This is a genomic window from Leptospira yanagawae serovar Saopaulo str. Sao Paulo = ATCC 700523, assembly GCF_000332475.2.
Classification (GTDB): domain Bacteria; phylum Spirochaetota; class Leptospiria; order Leptospirales; family Leptospiraceae; genus Leptospira_A; species Leptospira_A yanagawae.
On sequence record NZ_AOGX02000013.1, the window covers coordinates 14,463 to 40,591 of the forward strand.

The 26,129-nt window shown below is 38.2% G+C and carries 22 protein-coding genes; 16 read left to right on the forward strand and 6 right to left on the reverse strand.

All coding sequences use genetic code 11. The features are described 5' to 3' along the window. Positions 1-12 precede the first annotated feature (12 nt). From LEP1GSC202_RS02555 to LEP1GSC202_RS02570, 4 genes are all read left to right on the forward strand, one after another. Positions 13-435: a Fur family transcriptional regulator gene (locus LEP1GSC202_RS02555; protein WP_015676248.1), complete on the forward strand. Its 423-nt coding sequence runs from the start codon at positions 13-15 to the stop codon at positions 433-435. Then, entirely contained in the window at positions 426-1,712 is a 1,287-nt protein-coding gene (locus tag LEP1GSC202_RS02560; protein ID WP_015676169.1) for a CCA tRNA nucleotidyltransferase, read from the forward strand. Before LEP1GSC202_RS02555 ends, LEP1GSC202_RS02560 begins: the two co-directional genes overlap by 10 nt. A gap of 179 nt (positions 1,713-1,891) precedes the next feature. Beyond that, positions 1,892-3,274 (forward strand): outer membrane beta-barrel protein, encoded by a 1,383-nt coding sequence (locus LEP1GSC202_RS02565; protein WP_015676115.1) that lies wholly within the window; start codon positions 1,892-1,894, stop codon positions 3,272-3,274. 21 nt (positions 3,275-3,295) lie between these two features. Next, the gene (locus LEP1GSC202_RS02570; RefSeq protein ID WP_015676270.1) at positions 3,296-3,757 is read left to right on the forward strand and encodes a hypothetical protein; all 462 of its coding nucleotides are present in this window, start codon (positions 3,296-3,298) and stop codon (positions 3,755-3,757) included. A 57-nt stretch (positions 3,758-3,814) separates the two neighbouring features. Here LEP1GSC202_RS02570 and LEP1GSC202_RS02575 read toward each other — a convergent pair whose 3' ends face one another. Then, positions 3,815-4,369: a hypothetical protein gene (locus LEP1GSC202_RS02575; protein ID WP_015676181.1), complete on the reverse strand. Its 555-nt coding sequence runs from the start codon at positions 4,367-4,369 to the stop codon at positions 3,815-3,817. 237 nt (positions 4,370-4,606) lie between these two features. Here LEP1GSC202_RS02575 and LEP1GSC202_RS02580 point away from each other — a divergent pair, with 237 nt between their 5' ends. The 4 genes from LEP1GSC202_RS02580 to LEP1GSC202_RS02595 all read left to right on the forward strand — a co-directional run bounded on the left by LEP1GSC202_RS02580 (position 4,607) and on the right by LEP1GSC202_RS02595 (position 9,673). Continuing rightward, positions 4,607-6,649, forward strand: a complete 2,043-nt coding sequence (locus LEP1GSC202_RS02580) for a methyl-accepting chemotaxis protein (RefSeq protein WP_015676222.1) — start codon at positions 4,607-4,609, stop codon at positions 6,647-6,649. A 265-nt stretch (positions 6,650-6,914) separates the two neighbouring features. Then, positions 6,915-7,829, forward strand: a complete 915-nt coding sequence (locus tag LEP1GSC202_RS02585; protein ID WP_244147617.1) for a cytochrome-c peroxidase — start codon at positions 6,915-6,917, stop codon at positions 7,827-7,829. A gap of 352 nt (positions 7,830-8,181) precedes the next feature. Further along, positions 8,182-8,763, forward strand: a complete 582-nt coding sequence (locus tag LEP1GSC202_RS02590) for a hypothetical protein (RefSeq protein WP_015676151.1) — start codon at positions 8,182-8,184, stop codon at positions 8,761-8,763. A gap of 52 nt (positions 8,764-8,815) precedes the next feature. Continuing rightward, positions 8,816-9,673 carry an LIC_13355 family lipoprotein gene (locus LEP1GSC202_RS02595; RefSeq protein ID WP_015676312.1) on the forward strand — a complete coding sequence of 286 codons (858 nt, stop codon included), beginning with the start codon at positions 8,816-8,818 and terminating at the stop codon, positions 9,671-9,673. Positions 9,674-9,871: 198 nt separating this feature from the next. On the opposite strand, the gene secA is transcribed toward LEP1GSC202_RS02595, so the two are convergent. From secA to LEP1GSC202_RS02610, 3 genes are read right to left on the reverse strand one after another with little or no spacing between them, the layout of a single operon-like run. Next, positions 9,872-12,628, reverse strand: a complete 2,757-nt coding sequence (secA, locus tag LEP1GSC202_RS02600) for a preprotein translocase subunit SecA (RefSeq protein ID WP_015676112.1) — start codon at positions 12,626-12,628, stop codon at positions 9,872-9,874. A 10-nt stretch (positions 12,629-12,638) separates the two neighbouring features. Further along, the gene (locus LEP1GSC202_RS02605; RefSeq protein WP_015676300.1) at positions 12,639-13,328 is read right to left on the reverse strand and encodes a type 1 glutamine amidotransferase; all 690 of its coding nucleotides are present in this window, start codon (positions 13,326-13,328) and stop codon (positions 12,639-12,641) included. Beyond that, a complete protein-coding gene (locus LEP1GSC202_RS02610; RefSeq protein ID WP_015676283.1) occupies positions 13,325-13,822 on the reverse strand; it encodes a hypothetical protein in 498 nt (165 codons plus the stop codon). Before LEP1GSC202_RS02610 ends, LEP1GSC202_RS02605 begins: the two co-directional genes overlap by 4 nt. A gap of 230 nt (positions 13,823-14,052) precedes the next feature. Here LEP1GSC202_RS02610 and LEP1GSC202_RS02615 point away from each other — a divergent pair, with 230 nt between their 5' ends. Both LEP1GSC202_RS02615 and LEP1GSC202_RS02620 read left to right on the forward strand, forming a co-directional pair. After that, positions 14,053-14,523 carry a hypothetical protein gene (locus LEP1GSC202_RS02615; protein ID WP_015676257.1) on the forward strand — a complete coding sequence of 157 codons (471 nt, stop codon included), beginning with the start codon at positions 14,053-14,055 and terminating at the stop codon, positions 14,521-14,523. Between the two features lie 170 nt (positions 14,524-14,693). Beyond that, the gene (locus LEP1GSC202_RS02620) at positions 14,694-15,953 is read left to right on the forward strand and encodes a 6-hydroxymethylpterin diphosphokinase MptE-like protein (protein WP_015676153.1); all 1,260 of its coding nucleotides are present in this window, start codon (positions 14,694-14,696) and stop codon (positions 15,951-15,953) included. Here the strand turns inward: LEP1GSC202_RS02620 and LEP1GSC202_RS02625 are convergent. After that, positions 15,950-16,129 (reverse strand): hypothetical protein, encoded by a 180-nt coding sequence (locus LEP1GSC202_RS02625; RefSeq protein ID WP_244147618.1) that lies wholly within the window; start codon positions 16,127-16,129, stop codon positions 15,950-15,952. The two genes, LEP1GSC202_RS02620 and LEP1GSC202_RS02625, sit on opposite strands and share 4 nt — an antisense overlap. A gap of 133 nt (positions 16,130-16,262) precedes the next feature. Between LEP1GSC202_RS02625 and LEP1GSC202_RS02630 the strand changes: the two genes are divergently transcribed. Together LEP1GSC202_RS02630 and LEP1GSC202_RS02635 are read left to right on the forward strand one after the other, a co-directional pair. After that, positions 16,263-17,735, forward strand: coding sequence for an HDOD domain-containing protein (locus LEP1GSC202_RS02630; protein ID WP_015676195.1), 1,473 nt, complete (start codon positions 16,263-16,265; stop codon positions 17,733-17,735). Continuing rightward, a complete protein-coding gene (locus LEP1GSC202_RS02635; RefSeq protein WP_015676302.1) occupies positions 17,728-18,510 on the forward strand; it encodes an ABC transporter ATP-binding protein in 783 nt (260 codons plus the stop codon). Before LEP1GSC202_RS02630 ends, LEP1GSC202_RS02635 begins: the two co-directional genes overlap by 8 nt. A gap of 70 nt (positions 18,511-18,580) precedes the next feature. Here the strand turns inward: LEP1GSC202_RS02635 and LEP1GSC202_RS02640 are convergent, their stop codons facing one another. Beyond that, on the reverse strand, positions 18,581-22,309 hold the full coding sequence (locus tag LEP1GSC202_RS02640; protein ID WP_015676183.1) for a hypothetical protein: 3,729 nt from the start codon (positions 22,307-22,309) through the stop codon (positions 18,581-18,583). Positions 22,310-22,594: 285 nt separating this feature from the next. On the opposite strand from LEP1GSC202_RS02640, the gene LEP1GSC202_RS02645 reads away from it, so the two are divergent. The 4 genes from LEP1GSC202_RS02645 to LEP1GSC202_RS02660 all read left to right on the forward strand — a co-directional run bounded on the left by LEP1GSC202_RS02645 (position 22,595) and on the right by LEP1GSC202_RS02660 (position 26,128). Then, entirely contained in the window at positions 22,595-23,773 is a 1,179-nt protein-coding gene (locus LEP1GSC202_RS02645; protein WP_015676311.1) for a DUF445 domain-containing protein, read from the forward strand. Beyond that, positions 23,770-24,732 (forward strand): NAD-dependent epimerase/dehydratase family protein, encoded by a 963-nt coding sequence (locus LEP1GSC202_RS02650; protein WP_015676120.1) that lies wholly within the window; start codon positions 23,770-23,772, stop codon positions 24,730-24,732. The genes LEP1GSC202_RS02645 and LEP1GSC202_RS02650 overlap by 4 nt, the downstream gene beginning before the upstream one ends. 29 nt (positions 24,733-24,761) lie before the next feature. After that, positions 24,762-25,568 carry a hypothetical protein gene (locus tag LEP1GSC202_RS02655; RefSeq protein ID WP_015676186.1) on the forward strand — a complete coding sequence of 269 codons (807 nt, stop codon included), beginning with the start codon at positions 24,762-24,764 and terminating at the stop codon, positions 25,566-25,568. Positions 25,569-25,786: 218 nt separating this feature from the next. Then, positions 25,787-26,128 (forward strand): ArsR/SmtB family transcription factor, encoded by a 342-nt coding sequence (locus LEP1GSC202_RS02660; protein WP_015676188.1) that lies wholly within the window; start codon positions 25,787-25,789, stop codon positions 26,126-26,128. The last annotated feature ends 1 nt before the right edge of the window (position 26,129 follow it).

Sequence of the window (26,129 nt, forward strand, 5' to 3'; positions counted from 1 at the left end):
TAACCATTGTATATGGCTGGTGATCCTTCTCAAATTCTCAAAAAAATTGGACTTAAAGTTACAAAAAACAGAGAACAAGTTTTATCTATTTTGCAAGGATCCCCTAGACCACTCAACCACCAAGAAATCATGGAAAAACTTCCCAAAGAAGAATCTTGGGACCGAGTGACCATCTACCGTGCTCTTTCAGACTTGGAAGAAAAAAATCTTCTCAACTCACTTCACTCAACAGACCGGGTGACTTACTTTGAATTAAAGTCTGACGGCAATCATGTAGTCTCGGCCGCTCATGGCCATTTGATCTGCAATGTATGTGGTAAAATAGAATGCATCGATGATCCATGGAATGGAATGCCTTCCTCTAAACAACTCAAAGGTTTTACGACAGAATCAGTAGAAATTGTATTTAGAGGCAAGTGTAGAAATTGCCAATAAACTTCCATTCACTAGTTCCAGATTTTAACAGACACCATTTAGAAACCATTAACTCCACCCTAAAAAAAGCAGGGTATGAATGTTATTTGGTTGGTGGTTCTGTAAGGGACCTTGTGATGAATAAAATTCCAAAAGAATACGACTTCACAACCAATGCAGAACCCAAACAAGTCAAAAAACTTTTCCGAACAGTAATCGACACAGGCATCGACCACGGAACTGTTACCATCGTTTTAGACAGAATCAATTATGAAGTCACTACTTATCGTATTGACAAAGATTATCTGGATGGCAGAAGGCCAGAACACGTCGAGTTTGGTACAACATTACAAGAAGATCTAAAACGACGTGATTTCACAATGAATGCCTTGGCATATGATTTACAAACGGGACAACTTGTAGATGAACACTTTGGTTTAAACGATATTGAAAATAAACTGATTCGAACAATAGGGAATCCAATCAAGCGATTCAGTGAAGATGGTTTAAGACCAATTCGAGCATTACGATTTGCAAGTACTCTCGATTTTACAATTGAGTTCGAAACAAAAAAAGCAATCCAAGAAACAAAATCGATCACTCAAAAGATATCTTTAGAACGATTTCAAGATGAAATCCTAAAATCATTTTTAGGTGACAATCCAGCCAAAATGATCCAACTCTTAGTGGAAGAAAATATTTTTCCTCTATTTGTTCCAAGTCTGACAAATTCAATATCCATTAATCCAAATAAAATCCATTTACTCAATCAAGTCACTAAAGAGATCATTGGATTGCAACTTGCGATTGCGTTTGATTCAATCATTTCTGATTTAACGCTTAAAAACTTAGAATCGATTTTAAGGACATTGAAGTTTTCAGGCCAAAACATAAAAGATTCTTTATTGTTTTTAGAATTAATGAACAAATGGCACTCAATTGAAAATAAAAACAATCTCGCTATCTATCAAATCAAAAAAGAGTTTCTAGCGCCCGTTAAACGGCACTTCCAACAAAGACAAGTAATCGATAAAAACTTTTTGGACAAAATGAATCCTATTTTTGGAATTCATACAGAAACATTTGTTAAACTATGGGAAGAAAAACATCCCCTTCTTCTCTCCGATTTGGCAGTCAATGGAAATGATTTGGCAAAAACCTTCCCACTTTTTCCCAAAACGAATTACGGAGAGCTCTTAGCGTACCTTTTGGACCTAGTTTTGGAATCGCCTAAAGAAAATGAATTTCAAAGATTAATCATCCATTCTGCTGAATTTATAAACAAACTGTCCAAATAAAAAAAATTCAGTAACGATCTAGGTCCTAACTTTGTTCTTTTATTAAACAAATTTCAATATTTTTTCTGAATTTTTACCAACGAATTCCATTTCTTCTCATTTTTCTGCCTTCCCCGAGTAGTTGGCATGCCAACCTGGTACACAACTTGCAAACGATGTTAACATAGGAGAAATGGCAAATGAGAAATAAATATACTCTTCTCGCAACTTCGGTTGCCCTTCTCGTTTCAAGTTCAGTTTTTGCACAAGGCGAAGCAAAAGAAAAATCTTGGTACGATAAGATCAACGTTTCTGGTTACGTAGATGTATTCTACATGTATACAGCAAACAACGTGGAGGGAGCTAAACGTGATTCCTCTGGAACTTTCAACACGCAAAACAAACAATTCGGCGTATCTGCGGCAGTGCTCGATTTGCAAAAGCTTGCGGACAAAGATAGTCCTTGGGGTTTTAGAACTGTTTTCCAAAACGGTCAAAATAACGTTTATCAAGAAGCACCTTATAACCAAACAAACAGTACTGTAAACATGAATATGCTCCAACAAGCATACGTTTCATTTTACTTTCCTGTTTTAAAAGGTTTAACGGTTGATATGGGTAAAATGGCTACTCACATCGGTTACGAAGTATTGGATACGAAAGATAACCCAACCTATACAATTGGATACATCTTCTTTAACACAATCCCGTTCATTAACACAGGTGCAAGAGCAAACTTAGCTGTTTCCGATAAGTTAAACCTTGGTTTCTACTTATATAACAGTGTCGGTGGAACTGGTTCTGATATCTCTGCATATAACAATGCAAACATATCTACTTACCGTGACGGCGTTAACAAAAATAAAGCAGTGGGAACTCAAGTTTCCTATGACATTATTTCTGATAAGTTGAAAGTTGCTTGGAACACTTTATACGGTGTTGATGTTACTTATGCACGACCATCCAATGGCGACTACTGGATGAACGAAGTATACGGAACTCCAATCAATGCACGACGTGCAAGTTACCAAAATGACTACTGGTTAATCAACAACGTAATCTTGAGTTTCACGCCAAACGACAAAACTCTTCTCGTGTTTGATTACACTCAAGGTGATAAAAGTGGAGCAGCTGCGACTCTCAACGATCCAACTACACAAGTTGACGTAGACGGAACAGGAACTACAAAAGTATCGCTCACTCGTGATGATAGCAATGCGAAACGTGTATACAAAACTTACGGACTTTGGGGTCGTTATAAGTTTACTGATAAGTGGGCTCTTGCCGGTCGTTATGAAAGAATTGACGATTCTAGAAACGGTGCACCACTCGGAGTTAGCAATAACGCGGCTGGAAGATATGACCTTCAATACATGAGTGGATTAGGATACAACAGCACTAAATACTACCTAGGAAGTGCTCAAACATTCACAATCACACCTACTTACTACTATGGAGACAACATTATCATTAAGGTTGACTTCAGAAGAGACCAAGCGAAAGGCCAAGTATTCACTGATGAGAAAGGACAACCTCAATCACATCAAAACGGTGTTACTTTAGGTATCGTTGCAACATTCTAAGGAAAAGGAGAAAGAAAAAATATGAAATCCATTAAAGTAAAATCCGGATTCGTCTCCCTGGCAGTGATCGTGGCTTTGTCTACAATGTCATTTGTAAATTGTGCGCAGTCTTCAGGAAAGAAAAATGAAGATACTACACTACTTACCTACCTTGTAGCCAACCCTTTCACACCGCAAGGCGCACAAGCAGATTGTTTGGTATCAGTTGGTTTGATCAATTCATGTATCTCTTCCAAAACGCAAATTGATGCAGGAGTAAATTGTTCTTTGATTACGATTGCTGATAACCAAGCAATTGGAGCAGATTACTCTACGATCAAAACAGCTGTGATCAAAAAATACAATGAGTCAAAATGTAACATTGCAGAAAACAAGTATACAAGTGCTTCTTCCGCAGTGGATGCTTTCAAGGATTCATTGACATTCACTTCAACAAGTGACGCAAGCTCAAAAGTTGTGTTCTCTGCACCGACATATTACTAAGTCGTTCAGATCAAACACCGAAATGAAAATAGAGTGGTATCCCCACTCTATTTTTTTTTATTTTTCCTCTAAAACATCGGATCCTTTTTCGTTTTGGTTCTTTTTGGAACTCTTCAACCAATTACCCCAACTAAAACCTTGTGCACGAACACTCTTTGGCTTAACTACGTTCACGGTACGAACAAAATCACGTTTGAAAAAGATATAAATTTCTTCATCGGGTTCTGATCCAGGCTCATAAATAGAAATTGGCCTTGTATAAACCCAAACATCGCCATCTGCATTCCGAATCATTTGGTCTGGTTCTCCCAAATACCCTCTGACGAAAATTCGAGTTTGTTTGTAAATTTTCTCAAGCATTACCTCCCGAATTTTTAATCCATTATAGCCTTCTTCCGTTAATTCTTCTCTTTGGGCACGGCGTTTCTCTTCTTCTGTCCTCAAATCATTTTCAGATTTTGATAGAAGTTGATTACATTTGGACTCGTCTTGAAAAGTCTCCATACAATTGTCAAACAAGGCTTGTTTGTTTTGGATGATTCGCTCTTCGGAAGATACACAATTGGAAAAAGAGAGAATTAATAGGGAAGATAAAAAGATAGAAAGTTTCATTTTTCAATTTTATACCGAAAGACAAAATCTTCCAAGCAATATGTGGAATCTTTTTTAAAATATCGATTCGTATATTTCCAATACCTAACATAAAATTGATGAAAACTATTGGTAAAATTCCTTTGGTTAATTCAAAAGTTCCATTTGTCCAATTTTTCTAGATTGCGAAAATATTTATTGATCTAAGGATAAAATAAAATAATTTTAAATCGTCTACTCGCTTGGTTCAAACTTGCAATGTCAAATTTACTTTCAAAATTTTCGATTCAACTCAGGCTCATTTTACTTCCCGTACCCATTATTGTTACTTTAATCATCATTTTGCTGATTTTAGTACGTTCCCTGAATGAAACCATTGAATTTTCTGAAAAAGAACAAAAAGGAATACAAACATTAAAACCTATCTACATTACATTCCGGGAAGGTCTAAAACGTCTCAAAATTGGAGAAGAGAAAACGGAAAACTTACTTCCCTTACTGCAAACGGTCAACGATCAGGTCATAAACTCAAAACTTCTAATCAGTGGTGATGTGGAACTTAAAAAATTAGAACCTTATATTAAAATGACGACATTCTCAACTGAAAATTCTATGGAATTTTTATCCGACATACAAACCTTAGCATTGAAGATAGGTGATAATTCAAATTTAATTTTAGATCCTGAAGTCAATTCCTATTATCAAATGGATATTGTTTTATTTAAAGTTCCAGAAATATTCAAAAACATTTCCATTCTCAAAGGAATCATTAGAGAAGAATACAGAGGGGAAAGTGCGAAGAATCAATCATTTACCAATTCTAGTTTTACAAAAGCATTACTTGCTATAAACGTGATCGAATTAAATTGCAATGAAATCCGAAAATCCTATACAAAATCGATTGAAGACCCTTCGCCATATGAATCTGAATTGAAAAAAGCAAAAACAGTAGCAGGAGACTCCTGTACTGATTACATAAACTCACTAAAATCAATATTCATCGATTCAAAAATAAAACCTCCAACTCCTGAAGCTGTTTTTTCCACCATTCACAAAGGAACCTCGATAGCTGGCGTGATCCAAGACCAATCTATTTCCATACTGGAAAATCTTGTCATCGACCGAATCAATTTACTCACACTAAAAAGGAATTTTAATATATCATTAACATTAATCGCAATATTTATATCTACGATCATTACTTTTTTCATTTTCAAAAGTATAAACAATCCACTGACAACTGTATTATCAAAAATAGATGAGCTTTCGAGCGGTGAAGCCGACCTCACTAAAGAACTACCAGATTTCGGAAACAATGAAATCGGAAAAATAACTTTATCTATCAATCATTTTCTAAACAATTTAAACCAAATTATGAATCAATTAAAGGCATCTGTCAGTGAATCAGAAAAGGTTTCGGCCAAATTAAAACAAGATGCGATTTCAGTATCAGATAATGCCACATCACTTGCATCTATTTCAGAAGAATCTGCTGCTTCACTTGAAGAATTAACAACTAGTTTCGAAATTATGTTCGAGTTTATAACCAATGAAACAAAAAACATTGTGACGATCACAGATGAAATGGACACGATCAAAACCTCGATCATCAATATAGAAAAAGCAATTATCGAATTAACCAACCTCTCTGAACAATCTACACAGCTCGCAAACTCCGGTAATGTATCGATCCAAAATACGGATATTACAATGACAGACATTCGCTCTGTAACAAAAGAAATTACAGGAATTGTAGATTTGATTACTGAGATTTCAGAAAGAACCAATTTACTTGCGTTAAATGCAAGTATTGAAGCAGCTCGAGCTGGAGAGGCCGGTATGGGTTTTGCAGTTGTCGCAGAGGAGATTTCAAAACTTGCAGACAAAACCCAATCATCAGTCAAAAGCATTAAAAAGTTAATTGAAAAAAGTCATTTAGTAGTCAATGCCGGATCTAACCACGTCATAGAAGCAGTGACATCATTAAGTGAAATTGTAAAACAATCCATTCGCATGAATGACGCCGTGAATCATTTAAAACAAGAAATGAAAACACAATCCAATAGCTTAATGAAGGTTACAAACGAAATCACTGATTTGGAAGATATGGCAAAAACCATTGAATTCTCGAGCAAAGAACAAAAGAAAGCATCTGAAGATATGGTAAATACAATCAACACCCTATCGGGAAATGCACAAGAATTGGCGAACAACTCTGAAGATTTAAACCAAGTGAGTCAAAAAATAGGCGAAATTGCGACTAACATTGCGATGATAACCAATACATTTCGAACAAATTAATCAAGATAAACTCAATTTCATCGCCTAACACAATTAAAAAATATAAATAATTCAAATAAAACATTTGCCCAAACAGGAATCGTTTCCCTGTTTGGTCGTCATGTGCTTCTCGTCTACAATTATCCCAAAACATTCTATTCATTTTCGTTCCATTATTATTTTCTCATTTATAATTACGACTGTATACAATTGCCAAAATTTCAATTCGGAAGAAACCAATAAAAAGAATTCAGAATTGATACTATCAACTCAAATATTTTTGGATATGTCATATGCACTTTCGACTCAAGAGAAAGCAAAACTACAAATTGGTTTTTTACCAGACCAATCACCTGGGGCCGAAAATGATTCAAAAGAATTAATCCAATTAGGAAATAAAATATTCCGTGATATAAATTTATCAGCAAATCGAATTCAAGCATGTATCACTTGTCATCCGTTAGATGGTAGGTCAGCAGGTATGGACAGGCAAAGTACATCTAGAGGTACATTTGGTCAACTTGGGAAGAGAAACACACCTACAATATTGAATATCGGATTTTCATCTGTACTATTTTGGGACGGAAGAAGAACAACTCTTTACGAACAAGCAATCGATCCTTTTGTGAACCCATTGGAAATGTCACTTCCTTCGGATACTGAATTAATAACTCGAATCCAAAATGACCCTAGTTACCAAAATCATTTTTCAAATACTTTTCCTAATGATCCAACTATTAATTTACATAAAGTACGACTTGCACTATCTGCTTTTCAAAGAAGTTTAGTTTCAAAATCTAAGTTTGACGATTTTGTTAAGGGAGATATTTTATTATTGAACAAGCAAGAATTAGATGGTTTAAATTTATTCCTAGATTTAGGATGTAACAATTGTCATTCGGGATTTTCTTTCGGAGGGAACGGTTTTGCTAAACTTGAAGATGAAACGCTTTATAATCCAAATGATTTTGGTAAATATGAAGTCAGTGGAAACACAAACGACAGATTTGTTTTTAAAGTTCCAAGCCTTCGAAATGTTTTTCTCACTGGCCCATATTTCCATGACGGTAGTGTCTCATCGTTACGAGAAGTCATCATACGAATGAATTCGTACAAAAAGAACCAAACGATGGACAATTCTGAAATAGAAGCCTTAATTGCTTTTCTAAAAACTTTATCCGATCGCACAAAATCCAATTAAAATGATTGACGCTAAAATTTAGTACGACAAATGTGACATTACCTTCAGGGAGGAAACAGGTGAAATTCCTGTGCTGACCCGCAACTGTGATACACCAAATGAATGTTATGTTCATTTGGTGGTAAGCCAGATCTTCCCCGCAATGTTTTCTCGTGGATTGGGAACTTTGCACACTTATATTCTTTTACACAACAAAGAATATAAAGGGGCCCCGAAGGCAAACTCGGGGCACCCGTATGGAAAATATACGAATTCTACCAACATTTTATGCTTACAGAGGCATATGTAATAGAATTCATTCTATCTATTTTCTTTTCGAGTTCCCCTAAATTTAAGATTTAGGAGAATCTAAATGAAAACCAAAATTAAACTAACGATTGTGATGTTATCTGCATTTGTTTTTGTATCATGTGCAGATACTGGAAAAGTAGATAAATCAGTTGCGGATACAAATCTAACATTAGGTTTATTGAAAACTGCCGAAGCATCAGCAAAAGAAGCTGGTCAAATTGAAATCAGAGGAACATTTTTACAAGCAAGTTGCTCGGCCGGAACATGTAATACTCCAGGATCTAATACAGTATCCATTCAATCCAATTTTGGAACGACAACTGGATATCTATATGTTGATTATGTTAACGGAAGTGGAACCTCAACCTACAGAGTCAATGCTGAAATTGTTGAATTTAATAATGCAGATCGAGTGCTTTATTATAAACCAAAAAATAGTGCAAACATTTCAGCATTCATTTGGACGATTACGGCTGAAAATGAAATACTAATTTGCGATGTATTCAACGGCAAACCTACGTTAGCGGAAACAAAAAACGATCTTAATTCAAGAAAAGCCTCTGGCACTGTTTATACAACGAATCCAAAGGCAGCAGGATGTAATGGATCCTTTGCTTTTAATTTCTTAACAAGAACATTTTAATAATCAAAGTTTGCCTTTGTTCAGTTGGATAAAGGCAAACAGGAGAAAATACGTGGAACGTTTCAATCATAAATTTAAAATCTTCATTTTTGTTTTGATATCTTTATTTATTCAATGCGGAGATAAAGAAAACAATAATGACTTAATTCTTACATTACTCGTGATGCCAAAAACTAGCGGATCGAATGTGGGGCCTTGTCCACCAGCGTCACTTCCAACGGAAATTCCTGTTGCTAATACAGTTGTAACTGCAAATTCCACTGTGAATGGATTTAATAATTCCACAAAAGCAATCAATGGCATATGTGGGGGAGGAGAATTTTCTGGATCATTAGATGTTTACGCTTTAAACTTAACGGGAGTTGGAGCGACCCTCGTTCTATCTTGGGCAGGGAAAACAGTAAAGAATGTATCTGGGATTGATTTTATTGTATATGAAAATCCATTTCGAATTTCTGAATCAAGTGATCGATATGCGTTTGATCCCATGGTTGTTCATGTATCATTTAATGGAACAGATTATTGTGGGTTTGATCTGAGTGGATTTAATCCAAGTGTGGTTGACAGTAATAAAATTTCTTCATGGCCAGGATTTGCGGGCCTACGTCCTACCATTTATAATATGGCGACAAAACCATTTACCTTAGATGAATTATTTACAACAGTAAATAACGATTTTTTGTTAGGTGGTGGTGATGGGTTTGATTTAAATGATTTAATTGTAGGTGGACCTGGTGCGAATTGTGATGCAGCAGCCCGAACTTTTATCCAAACAAATGGATTTAAATTCATTCGGCTGGTTTCAGCTTCCGCTGTTAACAATCCAAATACAGGTTCCGGTTATGTTTACCCACACTCTTATGACAATGGACCAGACATTGATGGAGTTGTTGCGAAATCAGTGGAATAAATGCATCAATCAAAATTGATTCCATTCAGACAAATTCAATGATATTACGATAGGATTGTATTTTTACTCAAACGAAGGATAGAGAAGTTGTAGATTTGATTTGATTGGCAACAAATTGTCTTTAATCCCAACTCGATTCTAACGAGTGACTTTCTCTTTGAAGAGTTGGGATTTTTCGAGAATGGTAAGTTGAAAAAATTATTTTTTCCTTCGACTTGACCTTCTTTCAGAACCACCACCAGAACTTGTTGTAGAAGAAACTTGTGGTTTTGTTTTGTTAGTTTTCACTTCATTTCCAAACATGTCCACTTCTGCTCTTTGTTCTTGGCCAATCTTTTTGTATTCTTTGGGAGAAGAATCGTTTTGGTTTTTGTCCGACTCGGTGACTTCAATTTTAAGTAAAAAGGAAACCACCTCGTTTTTCAGATTCTCAACCAACTGATCAAACATTTTAAATCCTTGGAGTTTGTATTCGATTAGTGGATTCTTTTCACCATAACCAACTGTCCAAATTCCTTCCTTAAGGTGGTCCATAGCATAAAGGTGTTCTTTCCATCGATGGTCTAAGATATCTAAAAATACATTTCTTTCAATGGATCTCCAAATATCTTCTCCAATTGATGTAACTTTATAATCATAAAGTTCCTTTACGAGTTTGGACACAACTTCAAACACTTTTAACTGAGGATTAGATTCTTTTTTGAAATCTTTTACTTCAATTGTATGATTGATACCTAAACTTTGTAACCATTCGTTAAGAGAATCTAATTCCCAAGCATCAACATTATTCCCTTCGCAATATAATATAACTTGATTCTCTACAACTTCATCAAAGAAATCAACAATTGTTTTGGACATATTCCCTTTGTCCAAAAGTTCATTTCGGATTCCGTAAATATAAATCCTTTGTCGATTCATGACATCATCATACTCTAACAAATGTTTTCTGATATCAAAGTTATGGCCTTCTACTCTTTTTTGTGCCCTTGCAATAGCGTTTGAAACCATACTATGTTCCAACTCTTGGCCTTCTGGCATTTTTAAAGTGTCCATAATGCGAGCAATTCGATCAGAACCAAATATTCTCATCAAATCATCTTGTAATGACAAATAGAATCTTGAAGACCCAGGATCTCCTTGGCGACCAGACCTTCCTCGTAATTGATTATCAATCCGGCGGGATTCATGTCTTTCAGAACCAATGATGTGTAGCCCACCAGCACCAATGACAAAGTCATGATCTACTTTCCATTTCTTTGCATCGGACAATATTTTGACGCACTCTTTTTTGATTGTGTCATTACGAACGTCTATAATTTTACTTTCTGCTTCATCAAACTTTTGTTTGATCAAACTTTCTCTAAAACTATAAATTACTTCCAATTCTTCTTTGTTTTTGATACCTAATGAATCACATTTATCGTCCAACTTTTCTAAATCTTCCTTGTATTTCGGAGCACCACCAAGGACAATATCCGTTCCCCGTCCCGCCATGTTGGTTGCAATTGTAATCGCACCTGGTTTTCCCGCATTGGCAACGATTTCCGATTCACGTTCATGTTGTTTTGCATTTAATACGTTGTGTTGGATTCCATGTGAAAATAAAAGTTTAGAAAGCACCTCTGACTTCTCAATAGAAATGGTACCAACTAATACCGGTTGTTTGCGAGAAACTTTTTCTTGTATATCTTTGACAACTGCATCAAACTTCTCACGTTCCGTTTTGTAGACTCGGTCTGGCATATCCTGTCTTTGGATTTTTAAGTTGGAAGGAATCACAATTACATCTAAGTTATAGATTTTTTTGAATTCTTCTGCTTCCGTATCCGCAGTTCCCGTCATACCTGCCAATTTTTTATAAATACGGAAATAGTTCTGAAACGTAATGGAGGCTAAAGTTTGAGATTCACGTGCGATGGGAACACCTTCTTTTGCCTCTAAAGCTTGATGAAGACCATCCGAATATCGTCTACCTTTCATTAGGCGACCAGTAAACTCATCTACAATGATGACTTCTCCGTCTTGCACAACATAATCTTTATCTTTATAAAAGATTTTATGTGCTTTTAAGGCCTGTTGTACGTGGTGGACAAGCTCAATGTTCTCAGCATGGTATAAGTTTTCAACTTCCAATAACCTTTCTACATGGTGGACTCCGGCCTCCGATAAAATCACATTTTTTGCTTTTTCATCGATCTCGTAGTCTTCCCCTTCAATTAACTTAGGGATGATTTTGTTTACCTTTAAGTATTTGTCAGTGGACTCTTCGGCAGGTCCTGAAATGATAAGTGGAGTTCTTGCTTCATCAATTAAGATAGAGTCAACTTCATCCACAATCGCAAAGTTATGTTGTCTTTGAACACGGTGTTCTTTATAACTCACCATGTTGTCGCGCAAATAATCAAAACCGAATTCATTATTGGTTCCATAAGTGATATCTGAGTTATAAGCTACTTTACGTTCCTCATGGTCCATATCGTGTTGGATGACTCCAACTGAAACTTTCAAAAACTCAAAAACGGGCCTCATCCAATTCGCATCCCGCTTCGCCAAATAGTCATTAACAGTTACGACATGAACACCTTCTCCTGAAAGGGAATTCAAATAAATTGGAAGGGTTGAAGTTAATGTTTTCCCTTCACCTGTTTTCATCTCAGAAATATTCCCCCAATGTAAAGAAATACCTCCCATCATTTGCACGTCAAAATGACGCATCCCTAATGTGCGATAAGCAACTTCTCTCACAGTGGCAAACGCTTCCGGCAAAATATCATCTAACGTTTCGCCATTTGCCAATCTCTCTTTGAATTTTAGTGTTTGAGAGGAAAGTGTTTCATCGTCCATTGCTTTAATTGAAACTTCAAATGAATTGATTGCTTCGACGATGGGATTAAGTCTTTTTAAGTCTCTTTCGTATTTACTACCGAATAATATGGTTAAGAATTTTTGAAACATGTTTTGTCCGTTATAAATTTATAATATTTCGAAATATGATTTTTGCACTTTCTTCCATTGTTTTCTGTTTGGATTCCAATTCTGAAAAATCGCCGTTTCCTTTTGCGATAAATTCTTTATGTACATTTTGCCAAACATGTAACATACCTAGTGCAGGTTCCAAATGTGTTTGAAATGCAAATATTTTGTTTTTGTAAGAAAACATTTGGTTAGCATAGAAATCACTGGCTAATAAGTGTTCTGCGCCAACTGGAATATCAAAAATATCTTCATGTAAATGGAATGCTAACAAAGATTCTCCATTTAACCCCGAAAAAATGGGGTGTTCAGGTTTTAAAATGTGTAAGTCTGAGAATCCGGTTTCTGGCCCCTTTGTTCCAGGCCTAACATTGGCACCTAATGCTCGTGCAATGATCTGAGAACCCAAACAGACTCCTATCAACTTTCTGTTTGGCATTACTGCTACATTTTCGACTATCTCATAGTATGGCTTGAAAAAATCTTGTTTGTCTGGATCAGCAACAGACTGCGGTCCACCTAACATAACAATCAAATCAAAATTCAAATGGATCTCGGGCATCAAGTGCACACGTGAATCATATGCATTGCGATAACTGATTCGATATCCTTTTTCTCGTAAAATAGGTTCTAAAATCCCTGGACCTTCACAGTCAATGAAACGGATAAACACTGCTCTCATATCGATTCCATACCAAATTGATAACGAAAGAAATTAAATTTAGGATCTTTTTCGATTGTTTCTTTGTTTGTAAGCTCAGAAATCGAACCTAAAAAATTATAATACAAACGGAGTGGTTTTGTCTCAAAAAGCAATGTTTCAGGTGTTCCTGTGACTAAACCACCTTCTTTCACACGGAACGGTTTTTTCATGAACACGATAGGAACTTGTATGTTTCGATTTTTAATCTCTACATTCATTCTTTCCTTTGCCAACTGCAAAACTTGATCAAACGGAAGTTCGTCGGTAACATCAGGAACAATTTGATAGGGGTCCACTACCATAAACAATGCTTTCTCTGGAAACTTGTTTTGGATTTCTACATGGAGTAAGTTCAAAGCTGGAATTTCTTTCCAACAAGGCACACAATCTGGTGAATACACATTTAAGGCAATTTGGTCTTTTTCCAGTTTGGCGAAGGAAATTTCTTCGCCAGATGCCGAAACTCCGATCAAGTTGGCCTCTCCAAAATAAGAGGATTTCGCCGGGGCGCAACTAATGAGACATAAACTAACAAATAGAATGAGGGAGGCTTTCATAAATCCCATAAATTGGACGGTCCATCCCCATGGTTTGGACTAGGAGAACGTCTGTAAAGTCCGTTTTCGAACTTTCCCTTGACATCTGACCCCCGTACCCCAATCTGGTCTAACGTTCCACTCACTTCCCCAGGAATTTATAAAAAATGAGCCAATCACAGAAAGAAGACTTTGATATCGTATCCTTAATAGAACTTTGCCGGGAAAAAAAATACGAAACATGTGTGGCCGGTTTCAGTGCGATCGACAAAATCGAAAAAATCACCCTTCCTAAAAAATTAAAAAACCGTAAACTCACAGTGCAAGCCCTATATGCACTCACAAATGACCTAGTGCAATGGAAATACCTTTCTTCTGAAGAAAAAGCATTACTCCAAGCAGAAAAGGACAAACTTGCTGGTGTCACTTCTACATCTGGAACTTCTTTTGCTCCACACGCCGAAGAAGACATCGAAGAAGATTTCATTCCAGAAGAAGAAGCAAAAAAACCAGAATTTGAAGATGGTTACGAAGATGAGTTCGGTGATGATTCTGATGAGGATGAAGACGAAGAGGATGATGATTTCGACGATGACTCTGACGAAGAAGAAGATTCCGATGAGGACGAAGAGGATTAGAGGTTAGTCCCATTCCTCTACTTCCCCTCTTCCAAAACAACCTTCTCCACAACTTTCAAACTACCGAAACATTTTATCTACACTCAAAAGTCTCCCCTGAAAAGGAGGCTTCACGGTTTTTAAGCCAAATCAAATCCGATACCATTCCACTCATTTTAGGAGTCGGTGCTTTGCACACCGTACGCTCTCTCCTCACAACCAAAGGTTCTCATTCTGTGGTTTTGTTTTGGGAACCCAATCCTGAAATATATGAACTGCCAAGTTTCCAATCGGAAACAAATCATTTGATCCAAAACGCGAAAGAGATTGGACTTACCATTGAGATGATCACGGGACCGAATCCCAATTGGTCTGCAATCAACCATCGTTTGTTTCCAATCGGAGCTCCAAACCAAACCGGTACTGTTAAATGGACTTTATATGAATCACCCAATTACGAACGTTTATTTCCTGATTTAGTAAAAGAATGCCGTAACCAATTTCGTTCTCAGTTCCAAACACAAAGTACAAATGAATCCACCATCAAACACTTTCAAAAAGTTTGGACCCATAATTATTTAAAAAACAAAACGAATCTCGAATCTGAAAACGTTTCGGTCCAATGGTTCCAATCCTTTACCGCACTTGGACCGAATGTCTTATTTTTAGGAGCAAGTCCCAGCTTAGAATCTGATTTAGAAACCATAGGAAGTCTCCGTGAGCAGGTATCCATTTTTGCAAGTGATACGGCACTTGGGTATTTATTACCGAACGGAATTTTTCCAGACTATATCGTTTCCTTTGATTCCGGGAGGGGGACCTTATACCATTTTTTAACAGAATTACCAAAAGAAATCCCCATCATCACTTGGTTAGGTGGAGCATCTTTTTTATTTGAATTACCAAACCCAAAGATCCTAGTCAATACTGGCCATCCCTTGGACCAAATCGTAGGACATATCTTCCAAACAGAAAATCAACAAAATTGGCCAATTTACCTAAATCCAAGTTTGAATCTATTAGGAATGGTTTTGTCCATTACGAAGGGCATCGAAAATCGAAATTTCATCCTCAGTGGGGTAAGTTTTATTTCGGAAATGGGAAAGTCCCATTGTAAAGGCACTGGGTATGAAAGGTATTATCTCCCTCAAATCCGAAGGAAAGAAAGTTTGGAATCACTCACCAAACGGCTGTATTCTGGTATAAGGAAAGGCAAAAATCAAATTGTTTGGGAAGATCTAAATTCTCAAAAAGAAACAAATCCGATTCAATTCCTATCTGAGATAAAACCAATGGATTTAAAGATCCATCCCAATGGAAAACCAGTGCTGCATGCATTTCAGGGATTTCCCCCAAAAGTTACGGATCTGGCAAAGTGGGCCAACCAAGACCAATCCGGTATCATATCTACAAAAACTCTCAACACTTGGTTGCGGTTTTCACCAGGTTAAGCACCGAAGAGAACTGGGATTTCTTGTAAATTCCATTCCGCACGTTCACGGTTTGCAGGTAGTGGGTTTGCCATTTTTATTTTTTTGGTTTTTCCCTTAGGTCGTTTTTCTAAATCCTCTAAAATCCTTTCCAGACGATCTTCCATCAACATATGCAAATTGATTTGGTCTAACATATCCATCGTGTTTCCTCCACTGATACAAACACGATACCATTCTCCATGGACAAAATAGAAAGATGATTGGAAAAAAATATCTATTGCATCCAAAAGAATTTAATTTAAAAGAGTGATACGGGAAAAAGCGTTCGTGAATTTTAAAGATATTATTTCGCAATTAGAAACAGCAAAAGAATCAAGAATTAATTTTTATTTTGTCACAGAAGAACAAAATCAGGAGATATACGCATTACTTGTCCATGTAATGGGGTATATGGACAAATTATATCTAGTAGAAGTCATCTTCACTGTCCTAAAAGAACTCCTCATGAATGCAAACAAAGCCAATGCAAAACGTGACTATTTTAGCCGCGAAAATTTGGACATCCAAAACGAAAAAGATTATGCCAAAGGGATGTCTCGTTTCCAAGAAAATATCATCATGAAGTGGAACGAACAATTAGACCGGTTAGACGGTGGAAATTATTACATCAGTTTGCTTATGAAAGTAGATGGTAAATCCATCCACTTTGCTGTGGAAAACAACGCGCCCATCACCAAAGAAGAATTATCGCGTGTCAATCGTCGCATCGAAGTGGCCAAAAACTACAATGACCTCTCCGATGCATTCACAGATGTTTCGGACAGTACCGAGTCAGCTGGCCTAGGACTTGTACTCATCCAACTCTTATTAAAAAATTCGGGTATTGGTTCTGATAAATTTAAAATTTTTACCAACGACAAAATAACACGTGCTACACTAACAGTTCCTGAAGTCACCACTCCAGTCGAAATCCAAACTGGTTTAAAAACCAAATTACTGAATGAAATTGATGGCCTTCCACCACTTCCACATTCATTAACCAAAATCATCCAACTTTGTAATAACCCTGATTCCGACTTACATATGATTTCTCAGGAAATTGAAAGAAATCCTGCTTTATCGGCCGATTTACTCAAACTTTCCAATTCTGCATTTTTTGCAAACCGTAGCCAAGTCAGTTCCATCCTCCAAGCGGTAAAAGTGGTAGGATTAAAAAATTTACGAAACCTTCTGTATGTTTCGGGAGTTCGTAAAATCATGGACGGCCAATATGGCAAAATGATGGATGTTTGGGAACATTCCAGCCGTTGCAGTTATTACGCTCGTTATTTGGCAACGGAAAACAATCATACCAATAAAATTGCCGACATCATTGCCGTATGTGCCCTATTACACGATATTGGAAAATTTTTATTACTTTCAGTGGACCGTGGTTTTTTCAAAAAAATTGAGACCTACCAAAGGGGTGCGGACTCTGGAAACTCCACCCTCCTCGAAGAAATGGCAATTGGTCTGAGCCATCCACAACTAGGTGCTTTACTTGCTGAAAAATGGGAATTCCCACAAGACCTTCGCGTTGCCATCGAGTACCATCACAAACCATTTTTGGCTCCACCTGAATTAAGAGATTTGGTAGAAGTGATTTATATGGCAAATATGATGGCCGACTACCATGAACAAAAAAAAGGATTTTATGCCATCGACAAAAACCTCTTAGCAAAGTTCAATATGGATAATATTGATGTGTTCTCTGCAGCGGTGAATAAAGTAGAGGTGTTATACAAAAAAACGAATGAGTGAAGTGCTTCGGTTTCATTCTGTTTCCTTTATCAGAAATGATAAAATCATTTTAGACGAAGTCAATTTTTCACTAAAACAAGGCGAATCGTTGGCCATCGTAGGGCGTAACGGTGCCGGAAAAACAACTCTCATCAATTTATTGTTTGGTTACCTCTGGCCTACCACTGGATCCATTTCTGCTTTTGGAGAAACTTTTGGTGAGACACCTATGGCTCCATTACAAAACCAAATGGGAATCGTTCAACCTGGCCACCAAGAAACATTACTCCAAAGGCTCACTTGTTTTGAAATGGTAATCACAGGTGTCATCGGTACACTTGGACTCTACAAAGAACCAACACCGGAACAAACTAAGATCGCTTACGAGTTACTGGCTTCGATTGGTCTATTACACAAATCAGACCAACTTTACCAAACCCTCTCTTCTGGCGAAAAGATGAAGGTTTTGCTATTACGAGCATTTGGCGAAGGGAAACAGATTTTAATTTTGGATGAACCAACGGCGGCACTTGACCTCACCGCAAGAGTTGATTTTGGAAAGTCTATGGATACTCTAAAAAAAAAGAATCCAAACCTCACACGCATCCTCATCACACATCGCATCGAAGAAATTCCAGAAGATTTTGATAAAGTTTTATTGTTAAAAGAGGGAAAGGTATTGGCATTTGGAGAAAAAAGTTCGGTTTTCTCAGATGAAAATCTTTCTAAACTTTATGATCTCAAACTTTCTATGGGCAAAAAAAAAGGACAGTATCATATCACTGTCCTTTCCTAATCTTCTTTTTTAAATCTCCTCTCTCACAATTCCCAAACTCAGAGAATCATGAGAGGATTGGAACAAAGGTTTATCGATACATTGACCTTTCTATAAAGTTGTTTGCATTACAACTTCCTGTGCCCACATCCGTGATGGATTTGTCTTGGGCGATACAGAACAGTTTCCACCAACGATTGGAATGGTTCGGAGCGATGGAATAATTCCTTACCTCTCCTACACTGCCTTTGAATACCCGAACATTGGCTCCAGAAATCCCCATACTTGCTTCACCGGACCAGTTATACACACTGTAATAACGGTTTGGTTGGTTCCAGATGGATCCTTGAACGGTAATGGTTTCTGGTCCATATCCAGTTGTGATGTCATAATCTAAACTTCCATTGCCAGCACCAAGAGGAGTGCGGTTATTCCAAACGATACGATCATTTGCCCCAGTTCCATATTGCATATGAGAGTCTAGGTCACGAGGTTTGGCACCCCATGTCAGAACGACACGCATCTCGTTTTCGCCAAGGATTGGAGTGACCAAGATGTTTTGGTTGGCTGGTGTTTCGGATCCTGCAGAGACAACCGTTCTGTAAGTGGTAGAATAGTTTTCTTGCGCTGATGTACAATTACCTCGTTTCCCAGCACCGGAGACTTCCAAAGTATAGTTTCCTGGTGGAACAGATGGAATCGCATAAGAACCATCAGTCGAGGTTTTGACAGAAGGAATGGTGACTCCATTTCCATCAATCGCGTAAGGACCTGATTTTACATTCACACCAGGTCGGATACGAGCCGTTAGGTTACATACTCCTGTGTTGTATAGGGCAGAGAGTGCTCTACCAGAAATGGTTCCACTTGTTTGGCTACCAGGGACAAAGGTGATGATATCAAAATTGGTAGTGACATCTGCTTGGATGTCCACAATTCCTTCGACAGTTTGGTATCCGGCCGAAACAAACCGAATTTTCCATCGACCTGCATTGATATTGAAAATTGTGTATTGGCTTGCATTAGAAAAAGCTGTCGAACCAGTTGCAATGGATGCCGGCTGGACACCTGTAGTCGGACGAGCTGTTCCACCATTCGGGTCAACAATCTCGAGGGAATAGGTTCCGAGGAATGCAAATCCACCTGGTGTTCTTACCGATCCAGAAAGATGACCACGACCATCATTTGTGATGACAGGGGTGTTCACAACAACGGTTCCTCCACCAGTTCCGACTTCCACAGGGAAGTAAGTCGTGATTCCATTTTTTTCTACGCGGAGGTGGTAAGAACCTGGAGAGAGGAATGGAAAACTATAACTTCCGTTTGCTTGTGAGGAAACAGAACCGACCACTTGGTCACTGCCTGCAGTTCTTGTATTCGGAATAGAACAATTCGGAGCATCAAAACTACCTGAACAGTCACGCCTAACATCGGGTGTAAAGTTTCCACCCACTAACCTACCGAGTGTGATCGTTGCCCCACTCACAACAGAAGTGGAAACAGCATCCGTCACAACCCCTGTTACTGTTGCCCTTGCACTATGTAGGACAAGACCATTTAACTGGAAAACTGCTGGGGCTCCTGCATAAAGGTTTGTTGCAACATTTGATGTGTCAACGCGAAGGCTATTGGTTGAAAGATAACTCGATTGGTAAGAAGGAGCAACGCGGTCCACAACAATGATTTGGTAGGAACTTTGGCGGAAATTATATTCAGATCCGTTAATGATGTCTACCGAAGCTGTATTGTCATTCGCACGTGCTACACTTGGTGAATTGGCAAGTGTCGTAGCAAGACCCGTTCCCAATTGGTAAAGGGCATAGGATACTTTACCTGTGTCATCATTTGTAAATGGAGCTGGTAACACTTGTGGTAAAGTGACGACATAGGAGTTTCCACCAAAACTAAATTGTCCAGAAACAGTTGTTGTGATATGAACAAGAGATGCTCCTGATTCATTTGTATTCCCCAGCATCACAACAAATAGGCCGGTCTGCGCCGCATGGACAGAGTTAGCTGAAGGAGCATTATCACGAACGGAAATGGAACCTGCAATTTGGGATCTTGTGGCAATTGAGGTCATAGAAATGGTTCCGGCATTATAGGTAGCACCATTTAAACTCACTTGCAATGGATTGGAGGAACAAGGAGCCGCATGATTGCCACAATAGTTTTCAAAACCAGGTGCGGAGATATAATAGGCCCAAAGTCCACTCGCTCCGAGAAAGGAAACTTCCTTGGTAGAAGGGTTTACTTCATACAGTTTGTTTGCATACGTTTGGTATGCCCACGGACCAGTCCCTTGGACAGCCGCCAAACATGTTGCTGTTGGGTTCACAGCACAGGAACATACGGTTCCCGTAGGATTTAATGCACAATTGGTTCCAGCAACAGCACTCAATGATTCGAGGATCCAAAGTTTGATGGCATTTCCTAAAATTGGATCATCCTTCAAATAAACAATATTGGAAGGTGCTTGGTTCGCTGAAGGACGAACATTGATTACGGCACCTGCAATGTGTTCATTGTTTGCATCTTTCACATAACCAATGACCATTGAAGGTTTTGCAACGATGAGAATTGGATCCGTAAGAGTGACAGACTTTACACCCCCATTTGGAGCTGCAGTGAATAAAAAGGATTGTGTGACTGTGTAAAAAGAAGGATTGGATACTTCTAGGTAATACACACCATTCGTGAGTTCAAATCCTTCGATGGAAAAGTTACCATTCCCGGTGATTTGAATCGTTTGTAAGATAGCACCTTGTTCATTCTTTAGTTTGATTGTGAAAACAGTGGATGAGTCATTTGCGAGGGCACCATTTCGAATGACACCAGAAAGTAGAAGGTCACTTTCCGTAGCTGCCATCCAAGGGAGAGATGTTTCACCTAAGTTTACTACAGCGACTGTATTTGGGTTTGTGCCAGGAAAGGTAAAATGAATTGATTCTTGGTTTGTCGCAAATGGTTGGCCAGAAACATCAACAGAGTCTCCTACATAAACGACCGTATAATTTCCGTTAGGAAGAGGATTGATAGAGATCTCATATTGACCATTAGAATCCGTTACACCTGTTCCCACTGTGTTCCCACTTGAATCAACAATGTTCACAACAATACCCGCCACTGGGCCTTGCGGAACATTTACTCCATCGCCCACAAAACCTGGGCTTGTGACCACACCTACAAACTGAGCAGGGCCACCTGAATAATACATTCTTTCCGCAAGTAAATTGCCAACGTTAACCAAGGTAAAAGGAGTTTGCGTTGGGTCGTATACATAAGAAAAGTCTTGGTATGTGTAATTCAGACCATAACCTGTGTTAATGAGAACACGGTAGTTGTTATTTGGCAAATCGGATAAATCAAATTGGAAATTTCCATTGGCCTCTGCAAATTTAGAAGCGACGAGGGTACTCACATCACCATTGGCAACTTCGATACGAACTGAAATCAAACTGAGGTCAACACAAGTGGGCGCTGCTGGGGCTCCAGGATTTCCACAAACGATATTTGCTGGAACACCAGAGACAACTGGCACGATGGATCCAATGACACGTGCAGGTCCATGGTTTGGAACTTCTTGTTCGGATTGGTTTCCAGGAATTTCATCGGGATCGGTAACTCCAATGGAGCCACCAGGAGGAGGAAGTGGGACATCGTTGGAATCAGGTGGAGTTGAGTTTTGGTCACGACCGTCAGAAACGGCACCGCCAGTTCCCAATAAAAACCAAAATGGCATGGATTTCTTTTTGCGGGAACAACCCACAAACACCAATGAAATGAGTACGAGAATGGTGAACATCCCTCGAACGCGCATAGACTTACCCTCTAATCAAATTCGCTTTGTGGCTTTTGGCCACTTCCTTTCAAATCACTTCGGGAAATTCCTAAGAACCTTCGAAGTGTACCAGTTGTAGTTTGTTTTCGTACACAATGCAAATCTTTTTTATGGGTATCGGATAAAAATTTCCATTTTTAGACAATTTGTGGGAAAAATAGACGTGAAAATGAATTTGGATTGCCCTATCCCTTCCCACTCAAAGCCTACTCCTAACGAAATATGTGGGATTTTTGGCTTTCGGTTGGCGGGTGGAAATTGCTTATGATCCCCTTTACCTATGGGTTTGTGGGTTGGGTGACCAATTGGTTGGCACTGAAAATGACTTTTTACCCCATCCATTTTGTCGGAATCCCTCCTTACTTCGGTTGGCAAGGCATCATCCCTAGAAAAGCACACAAAATGGCAAGTAAGTCTGTGGATGTGATCACAGAGCGCCTACTCAATATCAAAGAAGTTTTTTTAAAAGTAGATCCCAAAAAAGCGGAAACTGTTTTTTTACCTGCTCTCGACTCTAGCATTCGTTATACGATAAAAGAATTTTCTGATAGTTTAGATCCAAAACTTTGGGAAATCATCCCTGACCTTGTCAAAGAAGAAATTTATCATAAGGTAAAAAGAGAAAGTGGGATCACCATCCGCAAAGTGATTCGAAAACTCCAAGCAGATATCGATTCTTTATTTGATGTAAAGGCCTTGGTCTTAAAAAAATTATCAGGCAGTAACGTAAGTTTGGTGGTGGAGCTATTCCAAGAGGTAGGTGCACCTGAGTTTCGTTTTATCGAAAGGTCTGGTTTCTATTTTGGATTTTTACTTGGTCTTGTCCAAATGGTATTTATGATATTTTTTCCCTTGTCATGGACACTTCCCATCCAAGGGGTCATTGTTGGTTATCTTACGAACTATTTAGCCTTAGAGATGATTTTTCGCCCTCTTCTTCCTAAAAAAGTATTGGGACTGTGGACCTACCAAGGTTTGTTTTTAAAAAGACAAAACGAGGTATCCAGGTTATATGCAAAACTTGTAAGTGAAAAAATCCTCACACCAAAAAACATCCTCTCAGAACTTATCTTTGGAAAAGCATCAAAGGAAATCATTGATATCATCCGTAAAGAAGTGAGTGGCCATGTGGACACTGTGACTTTCCTTGCCAAACCTGCCTTATATGCAACCGGAAAAATCAGCGAATTTGATGCTGCAAAAGAAAGGATTGCAGTTGCGATGGCTGATAATGCAATCGAAAATGCATTTCATTTAGAAGCATATTTAGGAGAATCTTTACAAATTGAGAAAATGATGGGAGACCGCATGTCAGCACTTCCACCAAAAGAATTTGAATCGATTTTACGGTCTGCTTTCCAAGAAGACGAAATGTTACTTATCCTCGTAGGAGCAGCCCTCGGTGCACTCGTTGGTTGGTTTCAAATGGTATTTATTATATGACAAAAACAATTTTCATCACTGGTGGAAGTGGTGTTCTCGGTAAGGCTTTGATTGGAAAACTAATTCCTGATTTTAAAATTATCGCTATAGGAACAAACCATTCCCATTTTCCGGAACACATTCGCCATCATAAACATTTTAAGTTTTATGAAAGAGACTTAGTCAAAATAAAATCACCAAAAGATTTTGCGATTACGGAATCTATTGATTTGGTTCTACACCTAGCCGCCGTTGTATCGGGCGCAAAAGTTGATGAGGAAACTTATTACCAAATCAATGTAAATTCTACGAAACATTTAGTTGGATTTGCGGAAGAAAAAAAAATCCCTTACTTTGGATTTGTGAGTAGTATTTCAGTGTATGGACCAAAGGAAACAAATTTAACTTTGAATAGTGAAAGGTTTGGGAAAACAATTTATGCCAAAACAAAATCCTTGGCAGAAGATTTTGTTTTCCAAGCAAACAAAACTTATTCAGTGATTCGTTTGGCAAGTATCTATGGAAAAGGAACAAAAAGTTTTGTTTCTAAATTAAAATCACTTCTAAACAGAGGTGTGTACCCAAAAATCCCACCCACTCGTAAAAAATCGATTTTACACATCAATGATGCAACAGAAGCTTTGTACCTTTGGACCAAACAATGTTTAGCTGGTAAGAAACCTGAGTCAGTTTATGCATTTTCCCATCCTGAGTCAGTGACAATCCAAGAAGTGATAGATACCTTCCGTAGTTTGGGAATCACCAAAAAGTTCCAAGTTCCCATCCCAGTTTCTGGGATTTGGTCCCAAATTTTAGAAAGGATCTTTCGGATGATCAGTTGGATTCGGAAAAAACCATTCCATGGTTCACCTCTGCAACCTTTACTTGAGTCCGTGGCCATTTATGACCATGGTTCCTGGGAAAAGATCGGTTATTTTCCAAAATCAGATTTACGAAAAGGATTAATGGACTATCAATAATCATAGTACCTATGGCCGATATTTTAAGTATGAAAAAGCGACTTTGCCTCTTAATTTTATTATGTCTTACTGTAACAGGAATCGAAGCTGCTACATGGATTGAAGACTCTTTGGGATTTGCTTTTGAATACCCTAGAGGTTGGGCTAAGTCAGTATTACGCCATGCAGACACAGTACGGATCCAAATTGCAAAAACCAATCGTGAAGCAATTCTCCAAATCGATGTGGCTCGCCGAACAAAAGAATATGATTTGGATCGTTTTATTGAGGAAACCATTGATACTTTTTTAACGAAATACCCTGATTTAAAACTCGTTCGCGAAAAAGTATTAGAAAACGAAATCGCAGGTTTTGACGAATCGGTATTTGTTGTCCTCCATTATACAGAAAACAAACAAACCATTTCCAATCGATTTTTATTCCATAGAAAAGGTGGAATGTATTATGTCATCCAAGCCAAAACCACTCGTGTTTTGTATCCCAAATATGGAAAAGACTTAGATACCGTGATGAAAAGTTTTCGTAGGGAACCACGTACGAAAAACAGATGGCGTAACGATAGTTTGGCGTATTTAGACCCCAAAAAAGACGAGAGACTCATCCAATATGTTTCCATCACCATCCGTCCGATTGACACTTTCCCTCATGAACAAGGTGTTTCTCAAAAACAAGAAGATGGTTGGTTATTCTCAGTTGAAGGCAATCACAAACCGGGAGTTAGTGATTTTGAAACCCGTCCAAAACCAAATGACCATGGTTATACCCCCGCAGATGTGAAACCAGACACCCCTACTTCTGATGAACCTGTTGTGATTCCTGACGGTTCTGGAATCTAATATACACAAGCTCCAAAACGGCCTCCCGACTCCCCGAACCTAAACCAAGTCCAAAGTCCCAACTCGCATCATGAGTTGGGAAACACCGCACCACTCACAAATCCAGGTTCTAAGCTACCGACGAAGAATGGAGAACCCGGACTAAAGTGGATTTCCAAAAGGAAAAAATCCCTTGACGGTGAATGCCCCATCCATTAATCGTATATTTACGATATACTATGGCAATCAATAAAAAAACTGAATTCCAAGATTCCATCCAGAGGTTTGCATCATTTGCCAAACTATTATCACATCCAGCGCGGATTGCAATTTTAGAAGTATTGGCCAGTCGCCAAACTTGCGTTTGTGGTGAGATTGTAGAAGTATTACCTTTGGCCCAATCTACGGTGTCACAACACTTAAAAGAACTAAAAGAAGGTGGGTTAGTGAAAGGAACAGTGGAAGGCACCAGCTCTTGTTACTGTATCAATTGGGAAATTTTTAATCAAATGTCGGAAGAGTTTATCACATGTATCAAATCAATAGGAGAATTCCAAAAGGAAAATGGGAGTTGTTGTTAAA

Coding starts and splice junctions, on each gene's coding strand:
- LEP1GSC202_RS02555 (WP_015676248.1), top strand. CDS start 13: ATGGCTGGTGATCCTTCTCAAATTCTCAAAAAAATTGGACTTAAAGTT.
- LEP1GSC202_RS02565 (WP_015676115.1), top strand. CDS start 1,892: ATGAGAAATAAATATACTCTTCTCGCAACTTCGGTTGCCCTTCTCGTT.
- LEP1GSC202_RS02570 (WP_015676270.1), top strand. CDS start 3,296: ATGAAATCCATTAAAGTAAAATCCGGATTCGTCTCCCTGGCAGTGATC.
- LEP1GSC202_RS02575 (WP_015676181.1), bottom strand. CDS start 4,369: ATGAAACTTTCTATCTTTTTATCTTCCCTATTAATTCTCTCTTTTTCC.
- LEP1GSC202_RS02580 (WP_015676222.1), top strand. CDS start 4,607: ATGTCAAATTTACTTTCAAAATTTTCGATTCAACTCAGGCTCATTTTA.
- LEP1GSC202_RS02585 (WP_244147617.1), top strand. CDS start 6,915: ATGTCATATGCACTTTCGACTCAAGAGAAAGCAAAACTACAAATTGGT.
- LEP1GSC202_RS02590 (WP_015676151.1), top strand. CDS start 8,182: ATGAAAACCAAAATTAAACTAACGATTGTGATGTTATCTGCATTTGTT.
- secA (WP_015676112.1), bottom strand. CDS start 12,628: ATGTTTCAAAAATTCTTAACCATATTATTCGGTAGTAAATACGAAAGA.
- LEP1GSC202_RS02605 (WP_015676300.1), bottom strand. CDS start 13,328: ATGAGAGCAGTGTTTATCCGTTTCATTGACTGTGAAGGTCCAGGGATT.
- LEP1GSC202_RS02615 (WP_015676257.1), top strand. CDS start 14,053: ATGAGCCAATCACAGAAAGAAGACTTTGATATCGTATCCTTAATAGAA.
- LEP1GSC202_RS02625 (WP_244147618.1), bottom strand. CDS start 16,129: ATGTTAGACCAAATCAATTTGCATATGTTGATGGAAGATCGTCTGGAA.
- LEP1GSC202_RS02635 (WP_015676302.1), top strand. CDS start 17,728: ATGAGTGAAGTGCTTCGGTTTCATTCTGTTTCCTTTATCAGAAATGAT.
- LEP1GSC202_RS02640 (WP_015676183.1), bottom strand. CDS start 22,309: ATGCGCGTTCGAGGGATGTTCACCATTCTCGTACTCATTTCATTGGTG.
- LEP1GSC202_RS02645 (WP_015676311.1), top strand. CDS start 22,595: ATGATCCCCTTTACCTATGGGTTTGTGGGTTGGGTGACCAATTGGTTG.
- LEP1GSC202_RS02650 (WP_015676120.1), top strand. CDS start 23,770: ATGACAAAAACAATTTTCATCACTGGTGGAAGTGGTGTTCTCGGTAAG.
- LEP1GSC202_RS02655 (WP_015676186.1), top strand. CDS start 24,762: ATGAAAAAGCGACTTTGCCTCTTAATTTTATTATGTCTTACTGTAACA.
- LEP1GSC202_RS02660 (WP_015676188.1), top strand. CDS start 25,787: ATGGCAATCAATAAAAAAACTGAATTCCAAGATTCCATCCAGAGGTTT.